Below are 23,037 nucleotides of genomic sequence, written 5' to 3'. Positions count from 1 at the left end.
AGCATGGCTCGACTCTACATTTCCCGCGCATGGCATCATCGCTGGATGCCGCTTTCCATCTTCCTGCTGGTTCTCGCCGCTGCAGCCCTGCACGCCAGCTGGAACGCGATCGTCAAACGCGGGCCGGACAAGTTCCTCGGCACCGTGCTGGTCACCGGCAGCGCCGCACTGCTGTCGGCGGCTGCCCTGCCCTTCCTGCCATTTCCCGCCGCGCACAGCTGGCCGTGGCTGGGCGCGTCGGTGCTGCTGCAGGTGACCTACTACGGCCTGGTCGCACGCTGTTACCAGCAGGTCGACATGAGCCTGGCCTACCCGCTGATGCGTGGCAGCGCGCCGATCCTGGTCGCGTTGGCGGGCACCCTGCTCGGCGAGCAGCTGCCACCGGCAGCGTGGCTGGGCGTGGTGCTGGTCAGCACCGGCATCCTGTGCATGGCGCTGGGCGCGCGTGGCGGTCAGCTGCGCCTGCCGCTGCTGACCGCGGCGATGATCGCCACCTACACGCTGGTCGATGCGCAGGGCGCGCGTCAGTCCGGCAGCGCACTCAGCTATACGTTGTGGCTGTTCCTGCTGTCGGGCATTCCACTGCCACTGTGGGCGCTGTACACGCGCCGCGGCGCGGTGCTGGACTATGCGCGGCAGCACTGGCCGCTGGGGCTGGCCGGTGGCGTCGGCACCACCGCCTCGTATGCGATGGCGTTGTGGGCAATGACCCAGGCGCCGGTGGCGATGGTCTCGGCGTTGCGCGAATCGTCGATCCTGTTCGCGTTGCTGATCTCGGTGTTCCTGCTGCGCGAACGGATTCCGCGCGCGCGCTGGCTGGCGGCGGCGTTGATCGTCGGGGGTGTGTTGGCACTGCGGCTGGCGTGAGGAAAGCGTGCCAACCAAGGTTGGCACCTACCACGGTAGGTGATGTGTCGATGACAGCGGAGATCCATCGGTAGTGCTGGCCGCTGGCCGGCACCCCTTCTCCGTTACAGCGGCGGCATCGCCTGCAGGTCGCCGTCGACCAGTTCGATCGCCATCACCACCGCGTCTTCGCGGCCCTGTGCGGCCGGGTAGTAACGCGGGCGGCGACCGATCTCGTTGAAGCCTTCGCTGTGGTACAAGGCCAGCGCGGGTGTGTTGGACGGACGCACTTCCAGGAACACACGCTGCGCACCCCGGTCGCCGGCCAGCTGTACCAGCGCGCGCAGCAGCTGGCGCCCGAGCCCACGCGACTGCGTCAGCGGGTCGATGCAGACGTTCAGCACATGGGCTTCGTCGGCCGCGATGCTGAGTACGCCATAGCCGATCAACTGGCCATCGCGCTCCATGGCCAGGCCCGGATAGCCCGCACGCAGGCAGTCGACGAAGATGCCGCGGGTCCAGGGAAACGGATAGCCGCGTACTTCAATCGCCATCACCGCGTTGAGGTCGCTCTCGCGCAGCGCGCGCAGGCTGACCGGACCGGGCTGGCTGACCGCACTCATGGCGCGCCCCGCTTGCGCAGGGCGCGCAGCTGCGGCCACAGCGCGCGCTTGGCGGCCGGGTCCTGACGCAGCTGGTCCAGCGGCCAGCTGTCCATCAGCGCCTGCGTGGCCGGATCATTGGGATTGCAGCCGGACGCGCGCAGCAAGGCGATCTGCAGGCGATCCGGCAGGCGCACCACCGGCTGCCGGGCATTGCCGCCAGGCAGCGGCCGGGCAGCCGCGGGCGCGGTGTCCGGTGCGCTGATCGGGGTCTCGCGACGCGCTGGCGCCGGGCGTTCCTGGCGGGAAACCGGTGCGGCCGCAGCCAGAGGTTCGCGCGCGGGTGCGGTCGACGCCCGCGCCTGCTCCGCCGCTGGTGTGGCAGCCGCCTCGGCTTCGGCCACGCTCAGCTGCAGCGCGGCATCCAGCTCGGCGGCCAGCTGGCCGTCGTGATAGACGGTGTAGCCCATGGCCTGCAGCCAGGCCTGCTGGGCCGGTGACCACAGCACGGGCAGGTCCTCGCTCACGCGGCCTCGGGCTTCTTGCGCAGGCGCTGCACGGCCCACATCACCGGGCCCGACAAGGCGTACAGGATGCCCACCGCGAACAGCACGCGCGGCAGGTCGATGACCGCAATGGCGATCGCCACTGGCACCAGGGCCAGTACCAGGAACGGCACGCGGTCGGAGCGGGTGCCCTTGGCGCCGCCGCCCTTGAAGCTCCAGAAGCGGATGCGGCTGACCATCAGCAGCGCCGCGATGATCGTCACCGCCAGCGCCACGTAGCGCAGCTGGTTGCCGTCCCAGCCCAGGTTGCCATCGGCGAACGCCCAGACGAAGGACATCATCAGGCCGGCCGCGGCCGGGCTGGCAAGGCCGACGAACCAGCGCTTGTCGACCACCGCTACCTGGGTATTGAAGCGGGCCAGGCGCAGCGCCGCGCAGGCGGCATACAGGAAGGCCACGGCCCAGCCGACGCGACCCAGCAGCGGGTCGTCGAACTTCAGCCACGACAGCGACCAGTGGTACATCACCAGCGCCGGGGCCATGCCGAAGCTGACCAGGTCGGCCAGCGAGTCGTACTGCACGCCGAATTCGCTGCTGGTGCCGGTCAGGCGCGCCACGCGCCCATCCAGGCCATCCATCACCGCCGCCACGAACACGGCGATGCTGGCGTTGACGAAGTCCCCGTTGGCCGCGGCGATGATCGCGTAGAAGCCGGCAAACAGGCCGGCGGTGGTGAACAGGTTGGGCAGCAGGTAAATCGTGCGCGAACGCGGCGGCGGTGTGATCGGGTCCATGGAATCCAGTTTAATCGACTTGCCAGTGCTCGGCGCCAATGCTGCAATCGGCGTTCTACGCCCATTCCGTGGAGTTTGCCATGCGTGCCCTGTCCTGCCTTGGATGCCTGCTGTTGTTGGCCAGTGCCAACGCCGTGGCCGGCCCGGTCTATAAATGGAAGGACGCCAATGGCGTGACCCAGTATTCGGAGACCCCGCCGGCGGGCAGGAAGTTCGAGACCCGGGCGCAGGCGCGCAGTCCCCAGGCGGCGGCCAGCGCCGAGACCCCGGCCGCGCCGGTGCCCGAGCAGTGCAGCACCGCCCGCGCCAACCTGGCCCTGCTGGAGGGCGGCGGCCAGGTGATGCAGGACACCGATGGTGATGGCAAGGCCGATACCCCGTTGGCTCCGGAGCAGCGCAGCGCGCAGAAGGGATTGGCTGAAGCCGCCATCAAGGCGTACTGCCCGGCGGAGTGAGGGTTATCGGCAGGGCTTGCAGCCCTGCACCCGCAGAGGCAATGGCAAGGGCAACGTCAAAAGCGGGCATTCCGTGGAATGGCGGGGCGGTGTCGGATTGCGGGGACGCCGCAAGTACGTCCATGTAGGCTTGGCAGCCGCATCCATGCGGCTGACACCCCGCAACCCGACACCGCCCCACCCCCGACAGATTCCCGGTGGTCAGTAGATCCACGCCATGCGTGGATGAATCTCCATGGAAATCGAATAGTTCGAGAATTGATCGAACAGCAGCCGAGCATGGCTCGGCCCTACAAAAGGGCGACAGATCGCGGAAAACTGTCGAAGGCGGGGTGGGTCCGGTTGCGAGGGCGTGAGCGCCATGGATGGCGCGACCGAGCCACAGGGACGTATTTACGGCGTCCCCCGCAACCGGACCCACCCCGCCATCCCACGGGAAGCCCGCTGTTGCAGTTGCAGTTGACGTTGCTTGAGGCGGGTGCAGGGCGCAGCCCTGCCGATACCCCTCCCCCCGGCCGGGCTGGCAGAATAGGCGTCTCTGCCGTTATCCGAAGCCGACGATGCGCCTCTCCCAGTTTCACCTGCACACCACCAAGGAAACCCCCAGCGACGCCGAGCTGACCAGCCACCGGCTGATGCTGCGCGCGGGCATGATCCGCAAGCTGGCATCGGGCCTGTACACCTGGTCGCCGCTGGGCCTGCGCGTGCTGCGCAAGGTCGAGCGCATCGTGCGCGAGGAAATGGACCGCGCCGGTGCCGTGGAATTCCAGATCCCGACCATCCAGCCGAAGGAACTGTGGGAGCAGACCGGCCGCTGGCAGAAGTTCGGCCCGCAGCTGTTGAAGATCAAGGACCGCAAGGACCAGGTGTTCTGCTACAGCCCGACCGCCGAAGAAGCCGCCTGCGACTTCGCGCGCAGCGAGCTGTCCAGCTACAAGCAGCTGCCGGTCAACTTCTACCAGGTGCAGACCAAGTTCCGCGACGAGATCCGTCCGCGCTTCGGCGTGATGCGTTCGCGCGAGTTCCTGATGAAGGACGCCTATTCGTTCCACCTGCACGATGAGTGCCTGGTACGCGAGTACGAGAACATGAAGTCGGCCTACAGCCGCATCTTCACCCGACTCGGCCTGGATTTCCGCATGGTGCAGGCCGACTCCGGCGCGATCGGCGGTGATGCCTCGCAGGAGTTCCACGTCATCGCCGATTCCGGCGAAGACGCGCTGGTGTTCTCCACCGGTTCGGACTACGCGGCCAACATGGAAGCGGCAATCGCTGCCGATCCGGCACCGCGTGCGGCCGCCAGCGAAGCCATGCGCAAGGTCGATACCCCCACCCAGAAGACCTGCGAGGATGTCGCGGCGCTGCTCGGCATCGACCTGCAGCGCACGGTGAAATCGGTGGCGCTGATCGCCGGCGAAGGCAAGGCACAGCAGTTCGTGCTGCTGCTGGTACGCGGCGACCATGAGGTCAACGAGATCAAGCTGGCCAAGGTTGCCGGCCTGGACGAACAGCGCTTCGCCAGTGAGGCGGAAATCGCCGAGCACCTGGGCAGCGTGCCGGGCTTCCTCGGCCCGGTCGCCCCGACGAAGGCCATCCGCGTGGTGGCCGATCGCGAAGTGGCGGCGATGTCCGACTTCGTCGTCGGCGCCAACGAAGCCGGTTTCCACCTGGCTGGCGTCAACTGGGGCCGCGACCTGCCGGAACCGGAAGTGGCCGACATCCGCAACGTGCGTGCCGGTGACCGCGCGCTGGACGGTGGTGAACTGAAGATCGCCCGTGGCATCGAAGTCGGCCACGTGTTCCAGCTCGGCCGCAAGTACGCCGAAGCGCTGGATGCCACCGTTCTGGACGAGAACGGCAAGGCGGCGGTGATGGCGATGGGCTGCTATGGCATCGGTATCTCGCGCGTGGTGGCTGCCGCGATCGAACAGAACCATGACGATGCCGGCATCATCTGGCCGGACGCGATGGCGCCGTGGCAGGTGGTGGTGTGCGTGATCAACCCGAAGGGTGACGCCGCCGTGGCCGACGCCGCGGCCAACCTGCTGCAGGAGCTGCGCGATGCGGGCCTGGACGCGGCACTCGACGACCGTGGCCTGCGCCCGGGCGCGATGTTCGCCGACATGGAACTGATCGGCATCCCGCACCGCGTGGTGGTGAGCGAACGTGGTCTGGCCGCCGGCACCTACGAGTACCGCTCGCGTCGTGCCAGCGAAGCGGAAAGCCTGGACAAGGCCACCCTGCTGCAGCGCCTGCAGGGTTGATCAGGAAAAGACCGGGGCATGCCCCGGTCTTTTTTTGCCTGACGCCCATTTGAGCAATATTGCAGCGGACATAATCCGGTCAAAATCGACGCAATGCAGCCGGGATGCTGCCAGGCCATGACCGGTCTGCATTTGTGCTGGGATTAATTCATCTTTATTCTGTCCCGCGACGCCAGGGACTGGCTCGTCCCGTCCACTTATTAGTTTCCGGAGTAACCGTAAATGAGCATTGACCTGACCGGCCTGTCGGCACGCGAGCTGGGCGCCCTGATCCGCACCGCCAAGAAACAGCAGACCATCGTCGCCAAGCGCCGGCCGATCACCAAGGTCCGGGCACAGCTGACCAAGCTGGCCAAGACCGAGGGTTACACCATCGAGGAACTGTTTGGCGACGCCCCGGCCCCCCGCGCGCGCAAGGTGGCCAAGGCCGCCAAGGCACCGTCGAAGACCGCTGGCCGCAAGCTGGGCAAGGTTGCGCCGAAGTACCGCAACCCGGCCAATCCGAAGGAAACCTGGACCGGCCGTGGCAAGCAGCCGCGCTGGATGGCCGAGCTGACCGCCAAGGGCAGCAAGAAGCCGGAAGATTTCCTGATCAAGAAGGCCTGAGGCCGGATCGGGATGCACTGAAAAACGCCGGCGAAAGCCGGCGTTTTTTCATTCCCCGGAAAGGAAAGGGGTGTGGACCAACGGTCCACACCCACAGGAAGCAGCCCAGAGGGCGATTACAGGGTTTTGCGGGCCGGCATCAGCAGGTTGCCGAACAGCAGGCCAGCGACCAGCGCCATCACCACGTTGAGCACGGTGAGGAACACGCTCTGGCCGGCGCCCACGTCCTGCTGCTGGACCAGGGTCAGCACGCCGCGCAGGCTGGTGCTGCCGGGCACCATCATGATGATGCCGGGCAGGCGGATGATTGCGCCCGGGCGGCCGACGAGGCGGCCGAACAGATTGCCACCGGCGGTCAGCAGCATCGCCGACAGGAAGATGCCAGCCGGCGCCCCCCAGGCGTGGCCACCGAACTTGGAGATCGCATAACCAGCGACCGAGGCCGCGATCACCCACGGATAATCGCGGCGGTTGGCCTTGAACAGCATCGCGAAGGCAAACGCCGCGGTCAGCAGTGAGCCCCACTCCACCCACGGCCCCTGCGGCCGCGTGGCGCGGATCACCGGATCGAGGCCGAGCACATCGGCCAGGGTCACCGCGATCATCGCGCCGACGCTGAGCTTCATGATGGTGGTCAGCGCACCGGCAAAGCGCGCGGTACCAGACACCCAGTGCTGGCTGGCCAGCTCATTGACCGCATTGGTCAGCGACATGCCGGGCAGCAGCACCACCAGCGAGGCGATGATCACCGTGTTGAGGTTGAGCGCGCCGATGAAGGACGCCACCAGGGTGGCGACCAGGCCGGCCAGCAGCGCCGCCAGCGCCTCGGCCGCTTCGCGGGTGGCCGGGCGACGGTCGGTGACCATGCCGAGCAGGCCGATCATCAGGCCGATGACACCGGCGGTGGCAATGTCCAGCCACGGCAGCTTCCACATGCCGGCCACACCGGCTGCGCCAAGGGTGAATGAGAGGATGGTGCGCAGCTTGCCGCGCCGACCCGGATCCTTGTCCAGCTGGCGCAGCGCGGTGTGGCCCTGGGCGATGCTCATCCGCCCGTTGGCCACTTCCTCGGCGATATGGTCGGCCACGCTGAGCTTGTGCAGGTCGTTCTCGCCGGGGGCCAGGCGGATCACGCGGGTGATGTCACTGGAGCCGATCGCCTGCGCAGGGTCGCTGAAGCTGAGGATGATACCGGTGGGATTCGACCACGGTTCACAATCCAGATCGAGCTGGCGGGCCAGTGCCACCACTGCCGTTTCCAGGCGCTGGGCCGTTGTGCCGTAGCTGTGCAGGCGTCCGGCGATCTCGGAAACGAAGGCCACGCGCTGCGCGTAGGTGGCCTGGGGCGTGGGGATCGTGTGAGCGTCTGCGGACATGCGCCGTAGTATTACCTAGGCTGGGCCTTACCGGAGAAATTCATCCGAGTTCGACGCGATGCCCAATACAGAACGGTTATGCTGCGACCCGAATGGCCCAAGTGACCCCGAACCACGCCCCCCAGCTCGAACAGGATGCCCATGACCCGGGCGTGATCCGCCTGTCCGGCACCTGGACCTTGAAGACCGCGCTGGCCGCGGCCGAAGTCCTGCGCGGCGTTCCCGACACGCTGACCGGCATCGATGCCACCGCCATCGAGAAGATGGATTCGGCCGGCGTGCTGCAGGTGCTGCGCGTGGCCCATCGCGCCGACCTCGGTGAGGACGCACTGAAGTTCCGCCCGGACCACCAGGCGCTGGTGTGCACCATCGAGGAAGTGGCCGACGACCGGCCCAAGCCCAAGCGCGACTTCGGCGTGCTGGCTGCGCTGGAACGGCTGGGTGTCAGCGTCCATGCCACCGGCCACAACATCAAGGCGCTGTGCAGTTTCCTCGGCGAGAACCTGGTCAAGGCCGCGCGCCTGGTCAAGGAACCCCGCCGTTTCCGCCTGACCGCCACCGTGCACCAGATGGAGCAGGTCGGGCTGGATGCGGTACCGCTGGTGGCGCTACTGTCCTACCTGGTCGGCGCGGTGATCGCCTTCCTCGGCTCGACCATCCTGCGCGATTTCGGCGCCGAAATTTACGTGGTCGAGCTGGTCAACATCGCCTTCCTGCGCGAGTTCGCGGTGCTGCTGACCGCGATCGTGCTGGCCGGCCGCACCGCCAGCGCCTTCACCGCGCAGATCGGTGCGATGAAGGCGCGCGAGGAAATCGATGCGATGCGCACCCTGGGCCTGGACCCGATCGACCTGCTGGTGCTGCCACGACTGCTGGCGCTACTGGTCACCCTGCCCCTGCTGACCTTCATCGCCATGGTCGCCGGCCTGGCCGGCGGCATCACGGTGGGTGCGTTCGATCTGGATATTCCGCCACAGATGTACATCGCGCGCATGCACGAGACGATGGAAGTGCGGCACATGCTGGTCGGCCTGTCGAAGGCGCCGGTGTTCGCGCTGGTGATCGGCCTGATCGGCTGCCTGGAAGGCCTGAAGGTCGAAGGCACGGCGCAGTCGGTTGGCGAACGCACCACCTCCAGCGTGGTGCAGACCATCTCGCTGGTGATCATCATCGACGCCTTCGCGGCGTTGTGGTTCATGCACATGGACTGGTGACATGAGCACGCATCCGACGCCCGAAGAAATTCCCATGCAGGACGAGAGCGGCCACGAGCTGGCCATCCGCGTGCGCGGGCTGGTCAACCGTTTCGGCAGCCAGACCGTGCATGAAGACCTGGACCTGGACGTGCGCCGCGGCGAGATCCTGGGCGTGGTGGGTGGTTCGGGTACCGGCAAATCGGTGCTGATGCGTTCGATCCTCGGCCTGCGCGTGCCCGATGCCGGGCAGATCGAAGTGCTCGGCCGCGACGCGCGTGCCGACGATACCGAGAGCCGCCTGCACATCGAGCGCAACACCGGCGTGCTGTTCCAGGACGGCGCCCTGTTCTCCTCGCTGACCGTGGGCGAGAACGTGCAGGTGCCACTGAAGGAGCACCATCGCGAACTGCCCGAGCGCTGGCATTACGAGCTGGCGCTGCTGAAGGTGAAGTTGGCCGGCCTGCCCGCCGATGCGATCAACAAGCTGCCCTCGCAGTTGTCCGGTGGCATGCGCAAGCGCGCCGGCCTGGCCCGTGCATTGGCGCTGGACCCGCCGCTGCTGTTCCTGGACGAACCGACCGCAGGCCTCGACCCGATCGGTGCGGCTGCATTCGACCGCCTGATCAAGACCCTGCAGGAAGCGCTGGGGCTGACCGTGTTCCTGATCACCCACGACCTGGACACGCTGTACGCGATCTGCGACCGGGTCGCGGTGATAGCCGACCGCAGGGTGGTGGCCAACGCACCCTTGCCTGACATCGAGAAACTGGATCATCCGTGGATCCAGGAATACTTCCACGGACCCCGCGCGCGCGCCGCGCGTGGCGAACAGATCGAGAGTGCCTGAGCCATGGAAACCAAAGCCAACTACGTGCTGATCGGCGCGTTCACCCTGATCACCGGCCTGGCCCTGCTGGCCTTCGGCCTGTGGGCCGCCAAGTACTCTTCCGACCGCACCTGGCAGGAATACCGCGTGGTGTTCCGCGAAGCGGTGACCGGGCTGTCGGTGGGCAGCCCGGTGCAGTACAACGGCATCGCGGTGGGCTCGATCACCGAACTGAACCTGGTACCGGACGACCCGCGCCAGGTGGTCGCGCGCATCCGCCTGAACTCCAACACGCCGGTCAAGACCGATACCCGCGCCAAGCTGGCGATCACCAGCCTGACCGGCCCGTCGATCATCCAGCTCAGCGGTGGCACGCCACAGTCGCCGGCGCTGACCACGGTCAACAAGGACCCGGCGCCGATCATCCCGACCACGCCGTCGGCGCTGCAGAACATCACCGACGTCGCCAACCGCATCGTCGAGCGCATGGACCAGATCCTCAGCGACCGCAACGTGGCTTCGATCAACGCGACACTGGCCAACCTGGAAACCATCAGCGGGGGGTTGGCCGACCGTGACCAGGGCACGCAGGCGCTGCTGCTCAGCGCGCGCGATGCCGCCCGCAGCCTGGACACCACGCTGAAGACCACCAACGGCACCATCGAGCGCCTCGACAAGAACCTGGTGCAGCAGCTGCCCGGCATCATCGACAAGCTCGACGGCACCCTGGCCAAGCTTGATTCGGCCGCCGGCAACGCCGATTCGATCCTTGGCGAGAACCGCGCTGCCATCAACAGCTTCGCCAACGATGGCCTCGGCCAGCTCGGCCCGACGCTGACCGAACTGCGCGGCCTGATCCGCGACCTGCGCCGGGTCAGCGACCGCCTCGAGAACAACCCCGCGCGCTACCTGCTGGGCCGCGACGCACCGAAGGAGTTCGAACCCAAATGAGCCCGACCACCCTTCCGCGCCTGCTGCTGGCCGCTTCGATGGTCACCCTGCTGGGCGGCTGCTCCATCCTTGGCAGCAGCGAGAAAACCGCAGTGACGCTGTACTCGCCGTCCGTGCAGGTCAAGGCGGACCCGGCGTGGCCACAGGCCAGCTGGCAGCTGGTACTGGCCAAGCCCAGCGCCGCGCGCATGGTCGACAGCCCGCGCATCAACGTGCGGCCGACGCCGTCTCAGCTGGAGATCTACAAGGGCGCCAGCTGGGCGCAGCCGGCCACCGACATGATCGAGGACACCCTGCTGCGCGGCTTCGAGGATTCCGGCCGCATCCGTGGCGTGGCCCGCAGCACCGCCGGCATCCGCGCCGACTACAAGCTGTCCACCGACGTGCGCCGCTTCGAATCGGATTACCAGGGACAGGCCACGCCGACGGTGGTGATCGAGGTCAACGCCAAGCTGATCCACGTCGCCGACCAGCGCGTGGTCGCGGACCGCACCTTCCGCCAGGCGCAGCCGGTCGGCAGCACCGACGTACCGGCGGTGACCGCGGCCTTCGAGCGCGGCCTGCAGCAGCTGGCGCAGGATGTGGTGGGCTGGACGCTGCTGAGCGGACAGGCCGACCAGCCGACCGTCGCGCGCTGATCGATCAGCGCGGCGTGATCCAGCGGAACGTCAGGTTGATCCGCTCGCCCTGCACCCGCGCCATCTTCGGCAGCGCGTGCTGATAGAACTGTTGGGTCTGACCGGCCATCACCAGCAGATCGCCGTGGCCGAGCAGATACTCGGCCTTCCGCGCCGGGTCATCGCCCCGGCGTAGCAGGAAGCGCCGCGCCGCGCCCAGGCTCAGCGAAGCAATCACCGGGGCCGGCCCCAGCTCCGGCTCGTCATCGCTGTGCCAGCCCATGTAATCACCGCCGCCGCGATAGCGGTTCAGCAGCACGCTGTTGAAGCGGCCGAGGCCCTCCACCTGCAGGCGATCACGCATGGCCTGCAACGCGGGTGGCCAGGGGTGCGGCACGAATTCAGCCCCGGAATAGCGGTAGCGCGCCTGCGGATCGCCGATCCAGCAGCTCAGCCGCGGCGAATCCACCCAGTTGCCGAACATGCGGATGCGGTGGACTTCCCAGGGGACTTCGGCCTGCAGCACGGACAGGAGCCGGTCGGCATCGGTCGCGGCCAGCCAGCCCGACAGGTGCTGGACATCGGCATCGGGCAGGTCGTGAGGGAACAGCATGGCGCTACCTGAGAATGGGGCGTCCCTGAGCCGGGCCGCCCCGGACCTTCAACCGCGAACGAACGCCACGCCCGTCTTTTCCTTCAACTCGTCATCGCTGACGCCCGGCGCCGCTTCCACCAGCAACAGGCCCTTGTCGGTGACGTCGAACACGGCCAGATCGGTGATGATGCGGTCGACCACGCCCACACCGGTCAGCGGCAGCGTGCATTCGGTCAGGATCTTGTGCTCGCCGTTCTTGGCGGTGTGCTCCATCAGCACCACCACGCGCTGCACGCCGGCCACCAGGTCCATCGCGCCGCCCATGCCCTTGACCATCTTGCCGGGCACCATCCAATTGGCCAGGTCGCCCTTGTGGGTGACCTGCATGGCGCCGAGGATGGCCAGGTTGACGTGGCCGCCGCGGATCATCGCGAAGCTGTCGTGGCTGCCGAAGTAGCTGGCACCGGCGCGTGCGGTCACGGTCTGCTTGCCGGCGTTGATCAGGTCGGCATCGACTTCGGCATCGGTCGGGAACGGGCCGATACCGAGCAGGCCATTCTCCGACTGCAGCCATACGTCCACGCCTTCGGGAATGTGGTTGGCAACCAGGGTCGGCAGGCCGATGCCCAGGTTCACGTAGGCGCCATCAGTCAGTTCGCGGGCGGCGCGTGCCGCCATCTCATCGCGGGTCCACGCCATGTCAGTTGCCCTCCGCGCGGATGGTGCGCTGTTCGATACGCTTTTCTGGATGCGGGTTGTGCACGATGCGATGCACGTAGATACCGGGCAGGTGCACCTGGTCCGGATCGATGGCGCCGACCGGCACCACCTCCTCCACTTCCACGATGCAGACCTTGCCGGCCATCGCGCAGGCCGGGTTGAAGTTGCGCGCGGTCTTGCGGAACACCAGGTTGCCCGCTTCGTCGGCCTTCCACGCCTTGACCAGCGCGACATCGGCACGCAGCGCGGTCTCCATCACGTAGTGCTTGCCGTCGAACTCGCGGGTTTCCTTGCCCTCGGCCACCACCGTGCCGTAGCCAGTGGCTGTGAAGAACGCCGGGATGCCCGCGCCACCGGCACGCAGGCGCTCGGCCAGGGTACCCTGCGGATTGAATTCCAGCTCCAGCTCGCCAGCCAGGAACTGGCGCTCGAATTCCTTGTTCTCGCCCACGTAGGACGAGATCATCTTCTTGATCTGGCGGGTTTCCAGCAGCTGGCCCAGGCCGAAACCATCGACGCCGGCATTGTTGGAGATCACGGTCAGGCCCTTGGCGCCACTGTCGCGCAGCGCGGCGATCAGCGCCTCGGGAATGCCACACAGGCCGAAGCCGCCCACGGCCAGCGTCTGGCCATCGGCGACCACCCCTTGCAGGGCCTCCGCCGCACTGGCGAAGCGCTTGCCGCGCTTGCCGGTGGAAGTCGATTGCTGCATTGCTGTACTACCCTGCACGTTGAGGATGACCGCATTCTAGCTGGAGGGCGGCGAAGGGCCTGGATGCGCCGCAGCATTGACGGAGCACCAGGCGGGCATTGGGTAGAATGGGCGATTCCACGCAGAAGGGTGCTTCAGCGCCTACGCCCCTCGATCTACGATGACGCCGACCTTCACAGACGAAGACCTGTTCCGCTGGATCGACGAATGGACACTGCAGAAAAGCGAGCAGTGCCTGGGTGGCGTGCGCAACCGGCAACTCCGCGATGGCCTGCTGACGGCCGAGGTACAGGGTTCGGCCAGGCATCCCTACTACGTGGAGATCGATCTGACGGCCAGTACGCGCACCGCGCGCAGCCGCCTGCAGAGTGCCTGTTCCTGCCCCGTCGGCCGCACCTGCAAGCATGTGGCGGCGGTGCTGGTCTCGTACATGCTGGATTCGCTTGCCATGGACGACGAGAGCCCCCTGACCGAACAGGACCTGACGCAACCGCCGCGTCCTGAACTGCTGGCAGAGCTTTCGCGTTGGCAGAGCGCGCGGATCCGGCCGGCCCAGCCACGCCGGAACGGTGTCATCTTCGAACTGTCCACCTACAACCACCACCCCGCCGTGCTGGTCCGGCGCGTCAAGTACGGGACCGATGGTGCGATCAGCACGGGCAAGTGGATGGATATCACTGCGGACCTGCTGCTGGATCCTCCGGCCTATCTCACGCCGACTGATCTGGCGGTGATGATCCAGCTACGCACCCAGCGGCAGCCCGCGACGAAGGACGAATGGATCGACTTCGCGGCCACCCTGCAGTTGATCGTCTCCAGCGGCCATGGCTGGGTCTCCTGCGGTACGCACGGCGACGTGCCGGCCCGGTCAGGAGCTCCACGCCGCGGCGAACTGGGCTGGACCGTTGGCATGACGCAGGGCGCGACGCTGCTGGAACCCGCGTTGAGCGTGGAGGGCGGCGCCAGAGGCGTGGTCCTGGGCCGGAGTGCGTGCTATCTGGACCCGGTCACCGGCGAGGTCGGTCCGCTGCTGCTGGATGTCAGGGCCGAGGACGCCGACGCCTTCCTGAGCCTGCCCAATCTGTTACCCAACGAAGAAGCGGTGGTCGCACAGATGCTGCAACAGATCGACCCTGCCCTGCCGCGCCCCGGTGCAAGCGACACGCTGCCCACCCTGCAGATCAGCGCGATGATCCCCGTGCTGCGCCTGCATACGATTGAGTTCCGGCCGGCATGGCTCGGTCGCCGCGACCCGTCGCAATGGGCCGATATCGCGACCGTGGCCTTCGAGTACGACGAGCACGTGCGGTTCCTGGATGATCCGAGCCTGTTCGCACTCGATCCGGAGGGCCAGCTCGCCCTGCTGCCCCGTGACCTGGCTGAGGAATCACGGCGCGAGGCCCAGCTGCGCACGGTGGGACTGTATCGCGACACGGACCCGCGGGCGCCATTGGACGGCGCTGGCCCGCAGTTCCAGCTGCGCACCCATGACTGGACACGGTTCCTGCTGGATGACGTGCCGCGCCTGGAAGCCTTGGGCTGGAAGGTGGAGACGGACGACGATTTCCGCCATCGCATCACCCGGGTGGATGAGATCGACCTGGACATCCAGGCGGACCCGACGGATGCGGGCTGGTTCAACCTGGGTCTGGACATCCAGGTGGAAGGCCGCAACGTATCGATGGTTCCGCTGCTGCAGCAGGTGCTGCAGTCCGATCCCCGCTGGATGCGTGGCCAGCTGGACGCCATCGGCGACGACGAGAACGTCCTGTTGATGGCAGGCGACAACACCCGCCTGGCACTGCGGGCCGCGCGACTGAAGCCGATCATGGCCCTGTTGGCGGACCTGTTCGCCCAGCGTGGCGCGCCGCTGCGCTTGTCAGCGCTTGACCGTGGCCGCCTGCAGGCACTGCAGGACACGGCGCGGCTGCAGTTCCGGGGCCGCAAGGATACCCAGGCGCTGGTGCAGCGGCTGATGCAGGCACCCGCACTTGGCGAAGTGCCGCCACCAGCGGGGCTGGTGGCAACGCTGCGTCCCTACCAGCTGGAGGGCCTGTCGTGGCTGCAGTACCTGCGCCAGCAGGGGCTGGGCGGGGTGCTGGCCGATGACATGGGGCTGGGCAAGACCCTGCAGACACTGGCGCATCTGCTGGTCGAAAAGGAAAGTGGCCGCCTGGACCAGCCGGCGCTGCTGGTGGTGCCGACCTCGCTGCTGCACAACTGGCAGAGCGAAGCGGCACGCTTCACTCCGGGCCTGCGCGCACTGACCCTGCACGGACCGGCACGTGAAGCACTGTTCGAGGCGATCCCCGAGCACGATCTTGTACTGACCACGTATCCCCTGCTGTGGCGCGACGAGCAGGCGCTGCAGGCACATGCCTACCATCTGCTGATCCTCGACGAGGCCCAGCAGGTGAAGAATCCGAAATCACGTGCGGCGGTCACCCTGCGCACGCTGCAGGCCCGCCATCGCCTGTGCCTGACCGGTACGCCGCTGGAAAACCATCTGGGCGAACTGTGGACGCAGTTCGATTTCCTACTGCCCGGCCTGCTCGGCAGCGAGAAACAGTTCAACCAGCATTGGCGCCATCCGATCGAACGCGGCAGCGATCACCGTCGCGCCACGTTGCTGGCGCAGCGTCTGCGCCCCTTCATCCTGCGCCGGCGCAAGGATCAGGTCGCGTCAGAGCTTCCGCCCAAGACCCTCATTACCCGCGCGGTGGAGATGGAGGGTGGCCAGCGTGATCTCTATGAAACCGTGCGTGCCGCGATGGAAAAGCAGGTGCGCGAAGCCATCAGCGGCAGCGGGCTGGCGCGCAGCCATATCGTGGTGCTGGATGCCTTGCTGAAGCTGCGCCAGGTCTGCTGCGATCCGCGCCTGCTGCCGGGCGACGCACCGACACGCAATGCCGGCTCGGCCAAGCTGGAGCTGCTGCGCGACATGCTGCCGTCGATGGTCGAGGAAGGCAGGCGGATCCTGGTGTTCTCGCAGTTCACCGGCATGCTGGCGCTGATCGCGCAGGCGCTGGAGGAGCTCGGGCTGGCCTATGTGACGCTGACCGGCGATACCCAGGACCGGGCCACACCGGTGCAGCGCTTCATGCAGGGCGAGGTACCCGTGTTCCTGATCAGCCTGAAGGCGGGTGGCGTCGGATTGAACCTGACTGCTGCAGACACCGTCATCCACTTCGATCCCTGGTGGAACCCGGCGGCCGAAAACCAGGCCAGTGACCGCGCCCATCGCATCGGCCAGCAGCAGCCGGTGTTCGTCTACCGGCTGATCGCCGCAGGCAGCATCGAAGAACGGATTGCCGAGCTGCAGGAACGCAAGGCCCTGCTGGCGGAATCGATTCTGGAAGGCGGCGGCAGCACGGGTCCACGCTTCAGTGAGGAAGACGTCCAGGCGCTGCTGGCGCCGTTGCCGGGCCTGCCGGCCAAGCGCACCCGCCGGCCAGGCCGACGATCGCCGCAGGCCTGATCCGTGGCGCCAGTCAGGTGGCGTTCTCCGATGGAAACGATTCCCAAACGGGACTGGGACTACAATTGAGGGCTGAGCTCACAAAGGATCTGATCGATGCCCCTGCCCGCCTTCAAGGCCTACGATATCCGCGGCCGCGTGCCGGAAGAACTGAACGAAGACCTGGCCCGCCGCATCGGCGTCGCCCTGGCTGCGCAGCTCGCTCCCGGCCCGGTGGTCCTCGGCCACGATGTGCGCCTGACCAGCCCGGCGCTGCAGGATGCACTGGCCGCAGGCCTGCGTGGTACCGGTCGTGAGGTGATCGACATCGGTCTGTGCGGTACCGAAGAGGTCTACTTCCAGACCGATCACCTCGGCGCGGCCGGCGGCGTGATGGTGACCGCCAGCCACAACCCGATGGACTACAACGGGATGAAGCTGGTCAAGGAGAACGCCCGCCCGATCAGCTCCGATACCGGCCTGTTCGCGATCTCCGATGCGGTCGCCGTCGATACGTCCGAGGCCCAGCCGCCACGCGCCGGGCAGACCGCCCAGCATGACAAGAGCGCCTATATCCAGCATCTGCTGAGCTACGTCGACGCCGCCAAGCTCAAGCCGCTGAAGCTGGTGGTCAATGCCGGCAACGGTGGTGCGGGCGCCATCGTCGACCTGCTGGCACCGCACCTGCCGTTCGAGTTCATCCGCATCTGCCACGAACCCGATGGCAGCTTCCCCAATGGCATTCCCAACCCGCTGCTGCCGGAAAACCGCGCCGCCACCGCCAATGCGGTGCGCGAACACGGCGCCGACTTCGGCATTGCCTGGGACGGTGACTTCGATCGCTGCTTCTTCTTCGACCATACCGGCCGCTTCATCGAGGGCTACTATCTGGTCGGCCTGCTGGCCAAGGCCATCCTGGCACGCAATCCCGGTGGCAAGATCGTGCACGACCCGCGGCTGGTCTGGAACACCGTGGAAATGGTTGAACAGGCAGGCGGCGTGCCGGTGCTGTGCAAGAGCGGCCACGCTTTCATCAAGGAAAAGATGCGCGCCGAAGATGCGGTGTACGGCGGCGAGATGAGCGCCCACCACTACTTCCGCGAATTCGCCTATGCCGACTCCGGCATGATCCCGTGGCTGCTGATCGCGCAGCTGATCTCCGAGAGCGGCCGCTCGCTGGCCGACTGGGTCGAAGACCGCATGGCGGCCTATCCCTGCAGCGGCGAGATCAACTTCAAGGTGGCCGATGCCAAGGCCGCCGTGGCCCGCGTGATGGAGCACTTCGCCGCGCGGTCGCCCGCGCTGGACCATACCGATGGCATCAGCGCCGATTTCGGCGACTGGCGCTTCAACCTGCGCAGTTCCAACACCGAGCCGCTGCTGCGCCTGAACGTTGAAGCCCGCGGCGACGCAGCGCTGATGCAGGCGCGCACCGACGAAATCTCCCGCCTTATCCAGCAGTAATCAAGGAAGATCATGAGCAACATCCAGCCCGTCATCCTGTCCGGTGGTTCCGGCACCCGCCTGTGGCCACTGTCGCGCGAGGCGTATCCGAAGCAGTTCCTGCCGCTGGCAGGCGAACTGACGATGCTGCAGGCCACCTGGCAGCGCGTCGCGCCCATCGCCACCCACGGCCCGTTGGTGATCGCCAACGAAGAGCACCGCTTCGTCGCTGCCGAGCAGCTGCAGCAGGTCGGCGCCGAGCCGGCTGCCATCATCCTGGAACCGGTTGGCCGCAATACGGCGCCGGCGATTGCGGTCGCAGCATTGGAGGCCACCCGCGACGGCGCCGATGCGCTGCTGCTGGTGCTGCCCTCGGACCATGTGATCACCGATGAGGCTGCGTTCCGTGCAGTCGTGCAGGCTGCAGCCAGCGCTGCCGAGGCCGGCAAGCTGGTGACCTTCGGCATCGTGCCGACCGGTCCGGAAACCGGCTACGGCTATATCAAGGCCGCCAATGGGCAGGGCCTGCGTGCCGTCGAGCGTTTCGTCGAAAAGCCCGACCTGGACATCGCCACCGGCTATGTGGCCAGCGGCCAGTACTACTGGAACAGCGGCATGTTCCTGTTCAAGGCCTCGCGCTACCTGCAGGAACTGGAGCGCTTCCAGCCCGACATGCTGGCCGGCAGCCGCCAGGCCTGGCAGCAGGCCCGTCGCGATTCGGATTTCACCCGCCTCGACAAGGAGGCGTTCGCCACCGTTCCCTCCGATTCCATCGACTATGCCGTGATGGAAAAAACCGAAGACGCCGCGGTGATTCCGCTGGACGCCGGCTGGAACGATGTCGGCTCGTGGACCGCACTGCGCGATGTCTCGCATCAGGATGGCGATGGCAATGCGCATCAGGGTGACGTGATCGCGATCGACTGCCGCAACACCTATGCCTATGCACAGCGCCTGGTGGCACTGGTCGGCCTGGATGACGTGATCGTGGTCGAGACCGACGACGCGGTGCTGGTCGGCAAGGCCGACCGCATGCAGGACGTCAAGACGGTGGTCGCGCAGCTCAAGGCCGAGGGCCGCAGCGAGGCCACCTGGCACCGCAAGGTCTATCGCCCGTGGGGTGCCTACGATTCGATCGACAACGGCGAGCGCTTCCAGGTCAAGCGGATCACGGTCAAGCCCGGCGGCACGCTGAGCCTGCAGATGCATCACCATCGCGCCGAGCACTGGATCGTGGTCAGCGGCACCGCTGAGGTCACGCGTGGCGACGAGCTGATCCTGCTCAGCGAGAACCAGAGCACCTACATTCCGCTGGGCGTGACCCATCGCCTGCGCAACCCGGGCAAGCTGCCGCTGGAGCTGATCGAGGTGCAGTCCGGCAGTTACCTGGGGGAGGATGACATCGTGCGTTTCGAGGACACGTACGGGCGTAGTTGATCCGACGCCCTGCGGCGGGTGCCGACCGTCGGTCGGCACGTCGCCTACCGGGTCAGGCAATCTCCGCCATCACCCGCTTCAGCCCGTCCTGCCATGTCGGCAGCACGATGCCGAAATCCTGCTGCAGCTTGCGGTTGTCCAGCACCGACCAGGCCGGGCGCTTGGCCGGGGTCGGGTACTCGGAACTGGGAATCGCCTCGACGGTCGGCACCTTCGCCAACACGCCGGTCGCCAGCGCTTCGGCGAAGATCGCCTCGGCGAACCCATGCCAACTGGTCTGGCCGCTGGCCGTCAGATGCCAGGTGCCGGACAGCTGCCCCGGATGCTGCAGTGCCTGCGCGGTGACATCAGCGATCAGCGCAGCCGGTGTCGGCGTGCCGATCTGATCGGCTACCACACGCAACTGGTCGCGCTCGGCACCCACCCGCAGCATCGTGCGCAGGAAATTGGCGCCATGCGAGGCGTACACCCACGCCGTGCGGAAGATCAGATGGCGGCCACCGGCAGCGCGCACGGCCTCTTCGCCATCACGCTTGCTGGCGCCATACACACCCAATGGCGCGGTCGGCTCGTCTTCGCGGTAGGGCGCGCTGCCCTGGCCATCGAACACGTAGTCGGTGGAGTAATGCACGAAGGGCACGCCGTGCGCCGCACACCAGCGCGCGATCACGCCCGGCGCCTGCGCATTGGCGGCGAAGGCGGCCTCGGCATCCTGCTCGGCGCGATCGACCGCCGTGTAGGCGGCCGCGTTGACCACCACCGATGGCTGCAGGCGATCCAGCAATGCCGGCAGGCTGTCGGGCTGGCCGAAATCGGCGGTTTCGCAGGCACTTCCGTCGGGCAGTTGCCCGCTGCGGGTAGTTGCGACCACCTTGCCCAGCGGCGCCAGCGCGCGCAGCAGCTCCTGGCCGACCTGGCCATTGCCGCCGAACACCAGAACGGTCATGGCACGTAGACCGGCAGACGATCTTCAGCGATGTCCTTCAGGAACGGCGCGTTCTCGTCCTTGGCCGACAAGGTCGGTGCGCTGACCGGCCAGTCCACCGCGATATCAGCATCGTTCCAGCGGATACCCGCATCCACCTCCTTGACGTAGACATCGGTGCACAGGTAGCTGAACAGCGCACGTTCGGACAGCACGGCAAACCCATGCGCGAAGCCTTCCGGAATCCAGAACTGCTTCCTGTTTTCAGCACTCAGCACCACCGCTTCCCACTGGCCGAAGGTCGGCGAGCCACGACGGATGTCCACGGCCACGTCATAGACCTCGCCCTCCAGCACGCTGACCAGCTTGCCCTGCGGGCGTGGCCATTGGTAGTGCAAACCGCGCAGCACACCGCGGACGGACGAGGATACGTTGCTCTGCACGAAACTGCCCGGCAGGCCTTGGTCCTGGAAGCGTTCGGCATTCCAGGTCTCAAAGAAGAATCCGCGCGAGTCGCCGAACACTGCCGGTTCGATCACCCGGCATCCTGCCAGCGAAGTCTCAACGATCTTCACGGCACTACGCCTCGTTCAGCCAGCTTGTTCAAGTACTGACCATAGCCATTCTTGATCAACGGCGCGGCCAGCGCCTGCAACTGTTCGGCGCTTATCCAACCCTTGCCGAAAGCGATTTCTTCAGGGCAACAGACCTGCAGCCCCTGGCGGGTCTGGATGGTCTCGATGAAGTTGGAAGCTTCCAGCAGCGACTGGTGGGTGCCGGTATCGAGCCAGGCATAGCCACGGCCGAGTGCCTCCAGGTGCAGATTGCCTTCTTCCAGGTAACGCTTGTTGAGATCGGTGATCTCCAGCTCGCCGCGCGGCGACGGCTTCAGCTCGGAAGCGTAGTCACTGGCCTTGCCATCGTAGAAGTACAGGCCGGTGACTGCGTAGTTCGAACGGGGATTCTCCGGCTTCTCGACCAGATCGATGACCTTGCCGCTCGTGTCGAACTCTGCGACGCCATAACGCTCCGGGTCGTTCACCCAGTAGCCGAACACGGTCGAGCCGTCCACGCGCTCGTCGGCGCGCTTGAGCACTTCGCGCAGGCCGTGGCCGTGGAAGATGTTGTCGCCCAGCACCAGGCAGCTCGGCTTGCCGGCGACGAAGTCGCGGCCGATCAGGTAAGCCTGGGCCAGCCCATCCGGGCTCGGCTGCACCGCGTACTGGATGTCCATGCCCCACTGCGAACCATCGCCCAGCAACTGCTGGAACAACGCCTGCTCGTGCGGGGTGTTGATGATCAGCACTTCACGGATGCCCGCCAGCATCAGCACGCTGAGCGGGTAGTAGATCATCGGCTTGTCGTACACCGGCAGCAGCTGCTTGCTGACGCCCTTGGTGATCGGATAAAGGCGGGTGCCGGAACCACCGGCGAGGATGATGCCCTTGCGCTGGGTCATGGTGTCTCCTGGGTTCAAGCCGTGGTGCCGATGCGCTGCAGACGGTAGCTGCCGTCGAGCACACCGTTGACCCAGTCCTGGTTGTCCAGGTACCAGTCGACGGTGAAGGCGATGCCCTGCTCGAAGGTGTAGGCCGGTTCCCAGCCCAGGTCGTTCTTCAGCTTCGATGCATCGATCGCGTAACGGCGGTCATGGCCCGGGCGGTCGGTGACGTAGGTGATCTGGCTGCTGCGCGGCAGGCCATCCTCACGCGGGCGGCGCGCATCGAGCAGCGCGCAGATGGCCTGCACCACTTCGATGTTCTGCTTTTCCGAGTTCCCGCCGACGTTGTAGGTCTCGCCGACCTGGCCCTTGGCCAGCACGGTACGGATCGCCTCGCAGTGGTCGGACACGAACAGCCAGTCACGCACCTGCTTGCCGTCGCCGTACACCGGCAGCGGCTCGCCGGCCAGCGCCTTGGCGATCACCAGCGGGATCAGCTTCTCGGGGAAGTGGTACGGGCCGTAGTTGTTGGAGCAGTTGGTGGTCAGCACCGGCAACCCGTAGGTGTGGTGGAACGCACGCACCAGATGGTCCGAAGCCGCCTTCGACGCCGAGTACGGTGAATTCGGGGCGTACGGAGTGGTTTCGCTGAATTTGCCGGTCTCACCCAGCGTGCCGTACACCTCGTCGGTGGACACGTGCAGGAAACGGAAGGCCGCGCCCTGCTCGGCCGGCAGCGCCTTCCAGTAGTCGCGCACCGCCTCCAGCAGGCCCAGGGTGCCGACCACGTTGGTCTGGATGAACGCGCCCGGGCCGTCGATGGAACGGTCCACGTGGCTTTCGGCGGCGAAGTTCAGCACCGCGCCGGGCTGGTGTTCGGCCAGCAGGCGGGCCACCAGGGCGCTGTCGCCAATGTCGCCCTGCACGAACACATGGGTGGGATTGCCGTCCAGGCTGGACAGGGTCTTCAGGTTACCGGCGTAGGTCAGAGCGTCGAGATTGACGACCTTGATGCCACGGGCGACGGCTTCGAGAACAAAGTTACTGCCAATGAATCCGGCGCCGCCGGTGACAAGCCATGTGGGCACTACCTGTTCTCCTGATCGAAATTCATCCAAGGAGCGCCCACGGGCGCCCCAGCGCAGCGTGACAGGATACATCCCGATGGCCTTCACGACCGCCTGCGTGACGTGAACGCGAACTCGCGGAGGCGGCTTCCCTGCGGCGCCGCAGCATAACCATACGCATTCGCATGGTCACCCCAAGCC

Annotated in this window: 22 protein-coding genes; 11 read left to right on the top strand and 11 right to left on the bottom strand. The window is 66.7% G+C overall.

Annotation, left to right across the window (positions count from 1 at the left end):
• The first annotated feature begins 45 nt into the window (after positions 1–45).
• On the top strand, positions 46–867 hold the full coding sequence (locus MG068_RS02690; RefSeq protein WP_132811100.1) for an EamA family transporter: 822 nt from the start codon (positions 46–48) through the stop codon (positions 865–867).
• A gap of 104 nt (positions 868–971) precedes the next feature.
• Here the strand turns inward: MG068_RS02690 and rimI are convergent, their stop codons facing one another.
• Genes rimI through pssA form a run of 3 tightly spaced genes read right to left on the bottom strand, consistent with a single transcriptional unit; the run spans position 972 to position 2,748 of the window.
• A complete protein-coding gene (gene rimI / locus MG068_RS02685) occupies positions 972–1,469 on the bottom strand; it encodes a ribosomal protein S18-alanine N-acetyltransferase (protein WP_032128003.1) in 498 nt (165 codons plus the stop codon).
• The gene (locus tag MG068_RS02680; RefSeq protein WP_049461823.1) at positions 1,466–1,975 is read right to left on the bottom strand and encodes a hypothetical protein; all 510 of its coding nucleotides are present in this window, start codon (positions 1,973–1,975) and stop codon (positions 1,466–1,468) included. Before MG068_RS02680 ends, rimI begins: the two co-directional genes overlap by 4 nt.
• A complete protein-coding gene (gene pssA, locus MG068_RS02675) occupies positions 1,972–2,748 on the bottom strand; it encodes a CDP-diacylglycerol--serine O-phosphatidyltransferase (RefSeq protein WP_019660986.1) in 777 nt (258 codons plus the stop codon). Before pssA ends, MG068_RS02680 begins: the two co-directional genes overlap by 4 nt.
• Positions 2,749–2,828: 80 nt before the next feature.
• On the opposite strand from pssA, the gene MG068_RS02670 reads away from it, so the two are divergent.
• The 3 genes from MG068_RS02670 to MG068_RS02655 all read left to right on the top strand — a co-directional run bounded on the left by MG068_RS02670 (position 2,829) and on the right by MG068_RS02655 (position 6,073).
• The gene (locus tag MG068_RS02670) at positions 2,829–3,203 is read left to right on the top strand and encodes a DUF4124 domain-containing protein (RefSeq protein WP_049461832.1); all 375 of its coding nucleotides are present in this window, start codon (positions 2,829–2,831) and stop codon (positions 3,201–3,203) included.
• A 560-nt stretch (positions 3,204–3,763) separates the two neighbouring features.
• A complete protein-coding gene (locus tag MG068_RS02660; protein ID WP_132809139.1) occupies positions 3,764–5,467 on the top strand; it encodes a proline--tRNA ligase in 1,704 nt (567 codons plus the stop codon).
• A 222-nt stretch (positions 5,468–5,689) separates the two neighbouring features.
• Entirely contained in the window at positions 5,690–6,073 is a 384-nt protein-coding gene (locus MG068_RS02655; RefSeq protein WP_132809137.1) for an H-NS histone family protein, read from the top strand.
• Positions 6,074–6,189: 116 nt separating this feature from the next.
• On the opposite strand, the gene MG068_RS02650 is transcribed toward MG068_RS02655, so the two are convergent.
• Complete coding sequence (locus tag MG068_RS02650) at positions 6,190–7,449, bottom strand: threonine/serine exporter family protein (RefSeq protein WP_049398420.1); 1,260 nt, start codon at positions 7,447–7,449, stop codon at positions 6,190–6,192.
• Positions 7,450–7,541: 92 nt separating this feature from the next.
• On the opposite strand from MG068_RS02650, the gene MG068_RS02645 reads away from it, so the two are divergent.
• Genes MG068_RS02645 through MG068_RS02630 form a run of 4 tightly spaced genes read left to right on the top strand, consistent with a single transcriptional unit; the run spans position 7,542 to position 11,060 of the window.
• Positions 7,542–8,663, top strand: a complete 1,122-nt coding sequence (locus MG068_RS02645; protein WP_032127999.1) for an ABC transporter permease — start codon at positions 7,542–7,544, stop codon at positions 8,661–8,663.
• A gap of 1 nt (position 8,664) precedes the next feature.
• Entirely contained in the window at positions 8,665–9,492 is an 828-nt protein-coding gene (locus MG068_RS02640; RefSeq protein WP_049424923.1) for an ABC transporter ATP-binding protein, read from the top strand.
• 3 nt (positions 9,493–9,495) lie between these two features.
• Positions 9,496–10,422 (top strand): MlaD family protein, encoded by a 927-nt coding sequence (locus MG068_RS02635; protein WP_014035909.1) that lies wholly within the window; start codon positions 9,496–9,498, stop codon positions 10,420–10,422.
• The gene (locus MG068_RS02630; RefSeq protein ID WP_049398417.1) at positions 10,419–11,060 is read left to right on the top strand and encodes an ABC-type transport auxiliary lipoprotein family protein; all 642 of its coding nucleotides are present in this window, start codon (positions 10,419–10,421) and stop codon (positions 11,058–11,060) included. Before MG068_RS02635 ends, MG068_RS02630 begins: the two co-directional genes overlap by 4 nt.
• 4 nt (positions 11,061–11,064) lie before the next feature.
• Here MG068_RS02630 and MG068_RS02625 read toward each other — a convergent pair whose 3' ends face one another.
• Genes MG068_RS02625 through MG068_RS02615 form a run of 3 tightly spaced genes read right to left on the bottom strand, consistent with a single transcriptional unit; the run spans position 11,065 to position 13,066 of the window.
• Positions 11,065–11,652 (bottom strand): alpha-ketoglutarate-dependent dioxygenase AlkB family protein, encoded by a 588-nt coding sequence (locus MG068_RS02625; RefSeq protein WP_132809135.1) that lies wholly within the window; start codon positions 11,650–11,652, stop codon positions 11,065–11,067.
• Between the two features lie 48 nt (positions 11,653–11,700).
• Positions 11,701–12,333: a CoA transferase subunit B gene (locus MG068_RS02620; RefSeq protein ID WP_132809133.1), complete on the bottom strand. Its 633-nt coding sequence runs from the start codon at positions 12,331–12,333 to the stop codon at positions 11,701–11,703.
• 1 nt (position 12,334) lies between these two features.
• Positions 12,335–13,066, bottom strand: a complete 732-nt coding sequence (locus MG068_RS02615; RefSeq protein ID WP_012509993.1) for a CoA transferase subunit A — start codon at positions 13,064–13,066, stop codon at positions 12,335–12,337.
• Positions 13,067–13,226: 160 nt separating this feature from the next.
• Between MG068_RS02615 and MG068_RS02610 the strand changes: the two genes are divergently transcribed.
• The 3 genes from MG068_RS02610 (at position 13,227) to MG068_RS02600 (ending at position 19,403) form a co-directional block, all read left to right on the top strand.
• Positions 13,227–16,544, top strand: coding sequence for a DEAD/DEAH box helicase (locus tag MG068_RS02610; RefSeq protein WP_132809131.1), 3,318 nt, complete (start codon positions 13,227–13,229; stop codon positions 16,542–16,544).
• Positions 16,545–16,640: 96 nt separating this feature from the next.
• Positions 16,641–17,987, top strand: a complete 1,347-nt coding sequence (locus tag MG068_RS02605; protein ID WP_049398412.1) for a phosphohexomutase domain-containing protein — start codon at positions 16,641–16,643, stop codon at positions 17,985–17,987.
• A gap of 12 nt (positions 17,988–17,999) precedes the next feature.
• Positions 18,000–19,403, top strand: coding sequence for a mannose-1-phosphate guanylyltransferase/mannose-6-phosphate isomerase (locus MG068_RS02600; RefSeq protein ID WP_132809130.1), 1,404 nt, complete (start codon positions 18,000–18,002; stop codon positions 19,401–19,403).
• A 52-nt stretch (positions 19,404–19,455) separates the two neighbouring features.
• Here MG068_RS02600 and rfbD read toward each other — a convergent pair whose 3' ends face one another.
• The 4 genes from rfbD to rfbB are packed head-to-tail and all read right to left on the bottom strand — an operon-like array spanning position 19,456 to position 22,857.
• A complete protein-coding gene (gene rfbD, locus MG068_RS02595; RefSeq protein WP_100437839.1) occupies positions 19,456–20,349 on the bottom strand; it encodes a dTDP-4-dehydrorhamnose reductase in 894 nt (297 codons plus the stop codon).
• The gene (gene rfbC / locus MG068_RS02590; protein ID WP_132809128.1) at positions 20,346–20,903 is read right to left on the bottom strand and encodes a dTDP-4-dehydrorhamnose 3,5-epimerase; all 558 of its coding nucleotides are present in this window, start codon (positions 20,901–20,903) and stop codon (positions 20,346–20,348) included. Before rfbC ends, rfbD begins: the two co-directional genes overlap by 4 nt.
• Complete coding sequence (gene rfbA, locus MG068_RS02585) at positions 20,900–21,787, bottom strand: glucose-1-phosphate thymidylyltransferase RfbA (RefSeq protein ID WP_032127987.1); 888 nt, start codon at positions 21,785–21,787, stop codon at positions 20,900–20,902. The genes rfbC and rfbA overlap by 4 nt, the downstream gene beginning before the upstream one ends.
• A 14-nt stretch (positions 21,788–21,801) precedes the next feature.
• A complete protein-coding gene (gene rfbB, locus MG068_RS02580) occupies positions 21,802–22,857 on the bottom strand; it encodes a dTDP-glucose 4,6-dehydratase (RefSeq protein ID WP_132809126.1) in 1,056 nt (351 codons plus the stop codon).
• Positions 22,858–23,037 lie beyond the last annotated feature (180 nt).

This window comes from Stenotrophomonas sp. ASS1, assembly GCF_004346925.1.
GTDB classification, from domain to species: Bacteria; Pseudomonadota; Gammaproteobacteria; order Xanthomonadales; family Xanthomonadaceae; genus Stenotrophomonas; species Stenotrophomonas maltophilia_A.
This window is presented reverse-complemented; position numbering and strand designations above follow the sequence as displayed.

Excerpts from the sequence above, each read along its gene's own strand:
- rfbA (WP_032127987.1), bottom strand. The coding sequence starts at position 21,787 with ATGACCCAGCGCAAGGGCATCATCCTCGCCGGTGGTTCCGGCACCCGC.
- MG068_RS02670 (WP_049461832.1), top strand. The coding sequence starts at position 2,829 with ATGCGTGCCCTGTCCTGCCTTGGATGCCTGCTGTTGTTGGCCAGTGCC.
- MG068_RS02600 (WP_132809130.1), top strand. The coding sequence starts at position 18,000 with ATGAGCAACATCCAGCCCGTCATCCTGTCCGGTGGTTCCGGCACCCGC.
- rimI (WP_032128003.1), bottom strand. The coding sequence starts at position 1,469 with ATGAGTGCGGTCAGCCAGCCCGGTCCGGTCAGCCTGCGCGCGCTGCGC.
- MG068_RS02690 (WP_132811100.1), top strand. The coding sequence starts at position 46 with ATGCCGCTTTCCATCTTCCTGCTGGTTCTCGCCGCTGCAGCCCTGCAC.
- MG068_RS02645 (WP_032127999.1), top strand. The coding sequence starts at position 7,542 with ATGGCCCAAGTGACCCCGAACCACGCCCCCCAGCTCGAACAGGATGCC.
- MG068_RS02635 (WP_014035909.1), top strand. The coding sequence starts at position 9,496 with ATGGAAACCAAAGCCAACTACGTGCTGATCGGCGCGTTCACCCTGATC.
- rfbD (WP_100437839.1), bottom strand. The coding sequence starts at position 20,349 with ATGACCGTTCTGGTGTTCGGCGGCAATGGCCAGGTCGGCCAGGAGCTG.
- MG068_RS02625 (WP_132809135.1), bottom strand. The coding sequence starts at position 11,652 with ATGCTGTTCCCTCACGACCTGCCCGATGCCGATGTCCAGCACCTGTCG.
- MG068_RS02605 (WP_049398412.1), top strand. The coding sequence starts at position 16,641 with ATGCCCCTGCCCGCCTTCAAGGCCTACGATATCCGCGGCCGCGTGCCG.
- pssA (WP_019660986.1), bottom strand. The coding sequence starts at position 2,748 with ATGGACCCGATCACACCGCCGCCGCGTTCGCGCACGATTTACCTGCTG.
- MG068_RS02640 (WP_049424923.1), top strand. The coding sequence starts at position 8,665 with ATGAGCACGCATCCGACGCCCGAAGAAATTCCCATGCAGGACGAGAGC.
- MG068_RS02650 (WP_049398420.1), bottom strand. The coding sequence starts at position 7,449 with ATGTCCGCAGACGCTCACACGATCCCCACGCCCCAGGCCACCTACGCG.
- MG068_RS02615 (WP_012509993.1), bottom strand. The coding sequence starts at position 13,066 with ATGCAGCAATCGACTTCCACCGGCAAGCGCGGCAAGCGCTTCGCCAGT.
- MG068_RS02630 (WP_049398417.1), top strand. The coding sequence starts at position 10,419 with ATGAGCCCGACCACCCTTCCGCGCCTGCTGCTGGCCGCTTCGATGGTC.
- MG068_RS02655 (WP_132809137.1), top strand. The coding sequence starts at position 5,690 with ATGAGCATTGACCTGACCGGCCTGTCGGCACGCGAGCTGGGCGCCCTG.
- MG068_RS02620 (WP_132809133.1), bottom strand. The coding sequence starts at position 12,333 with ATGGCGTGGACCCGCGATGAGATGGCGGCACGCGCCGCCCGCGAACTG.
- MG068_RS02660 (WP_132809139.1), top strand. The coding sequence starts at position 3,764 with ATGCGCCTCTCCCAGTTTCACCTGCACACCACCAAGGAAACCCCCAGC.
- MG068_RS02610 (WP_132809131.1), top strand. The coding sequence starts at position 13,227 with ATGACGCCGACCTTCACAGACGAAGACCTGTTCCGCTGGATCGACGAA.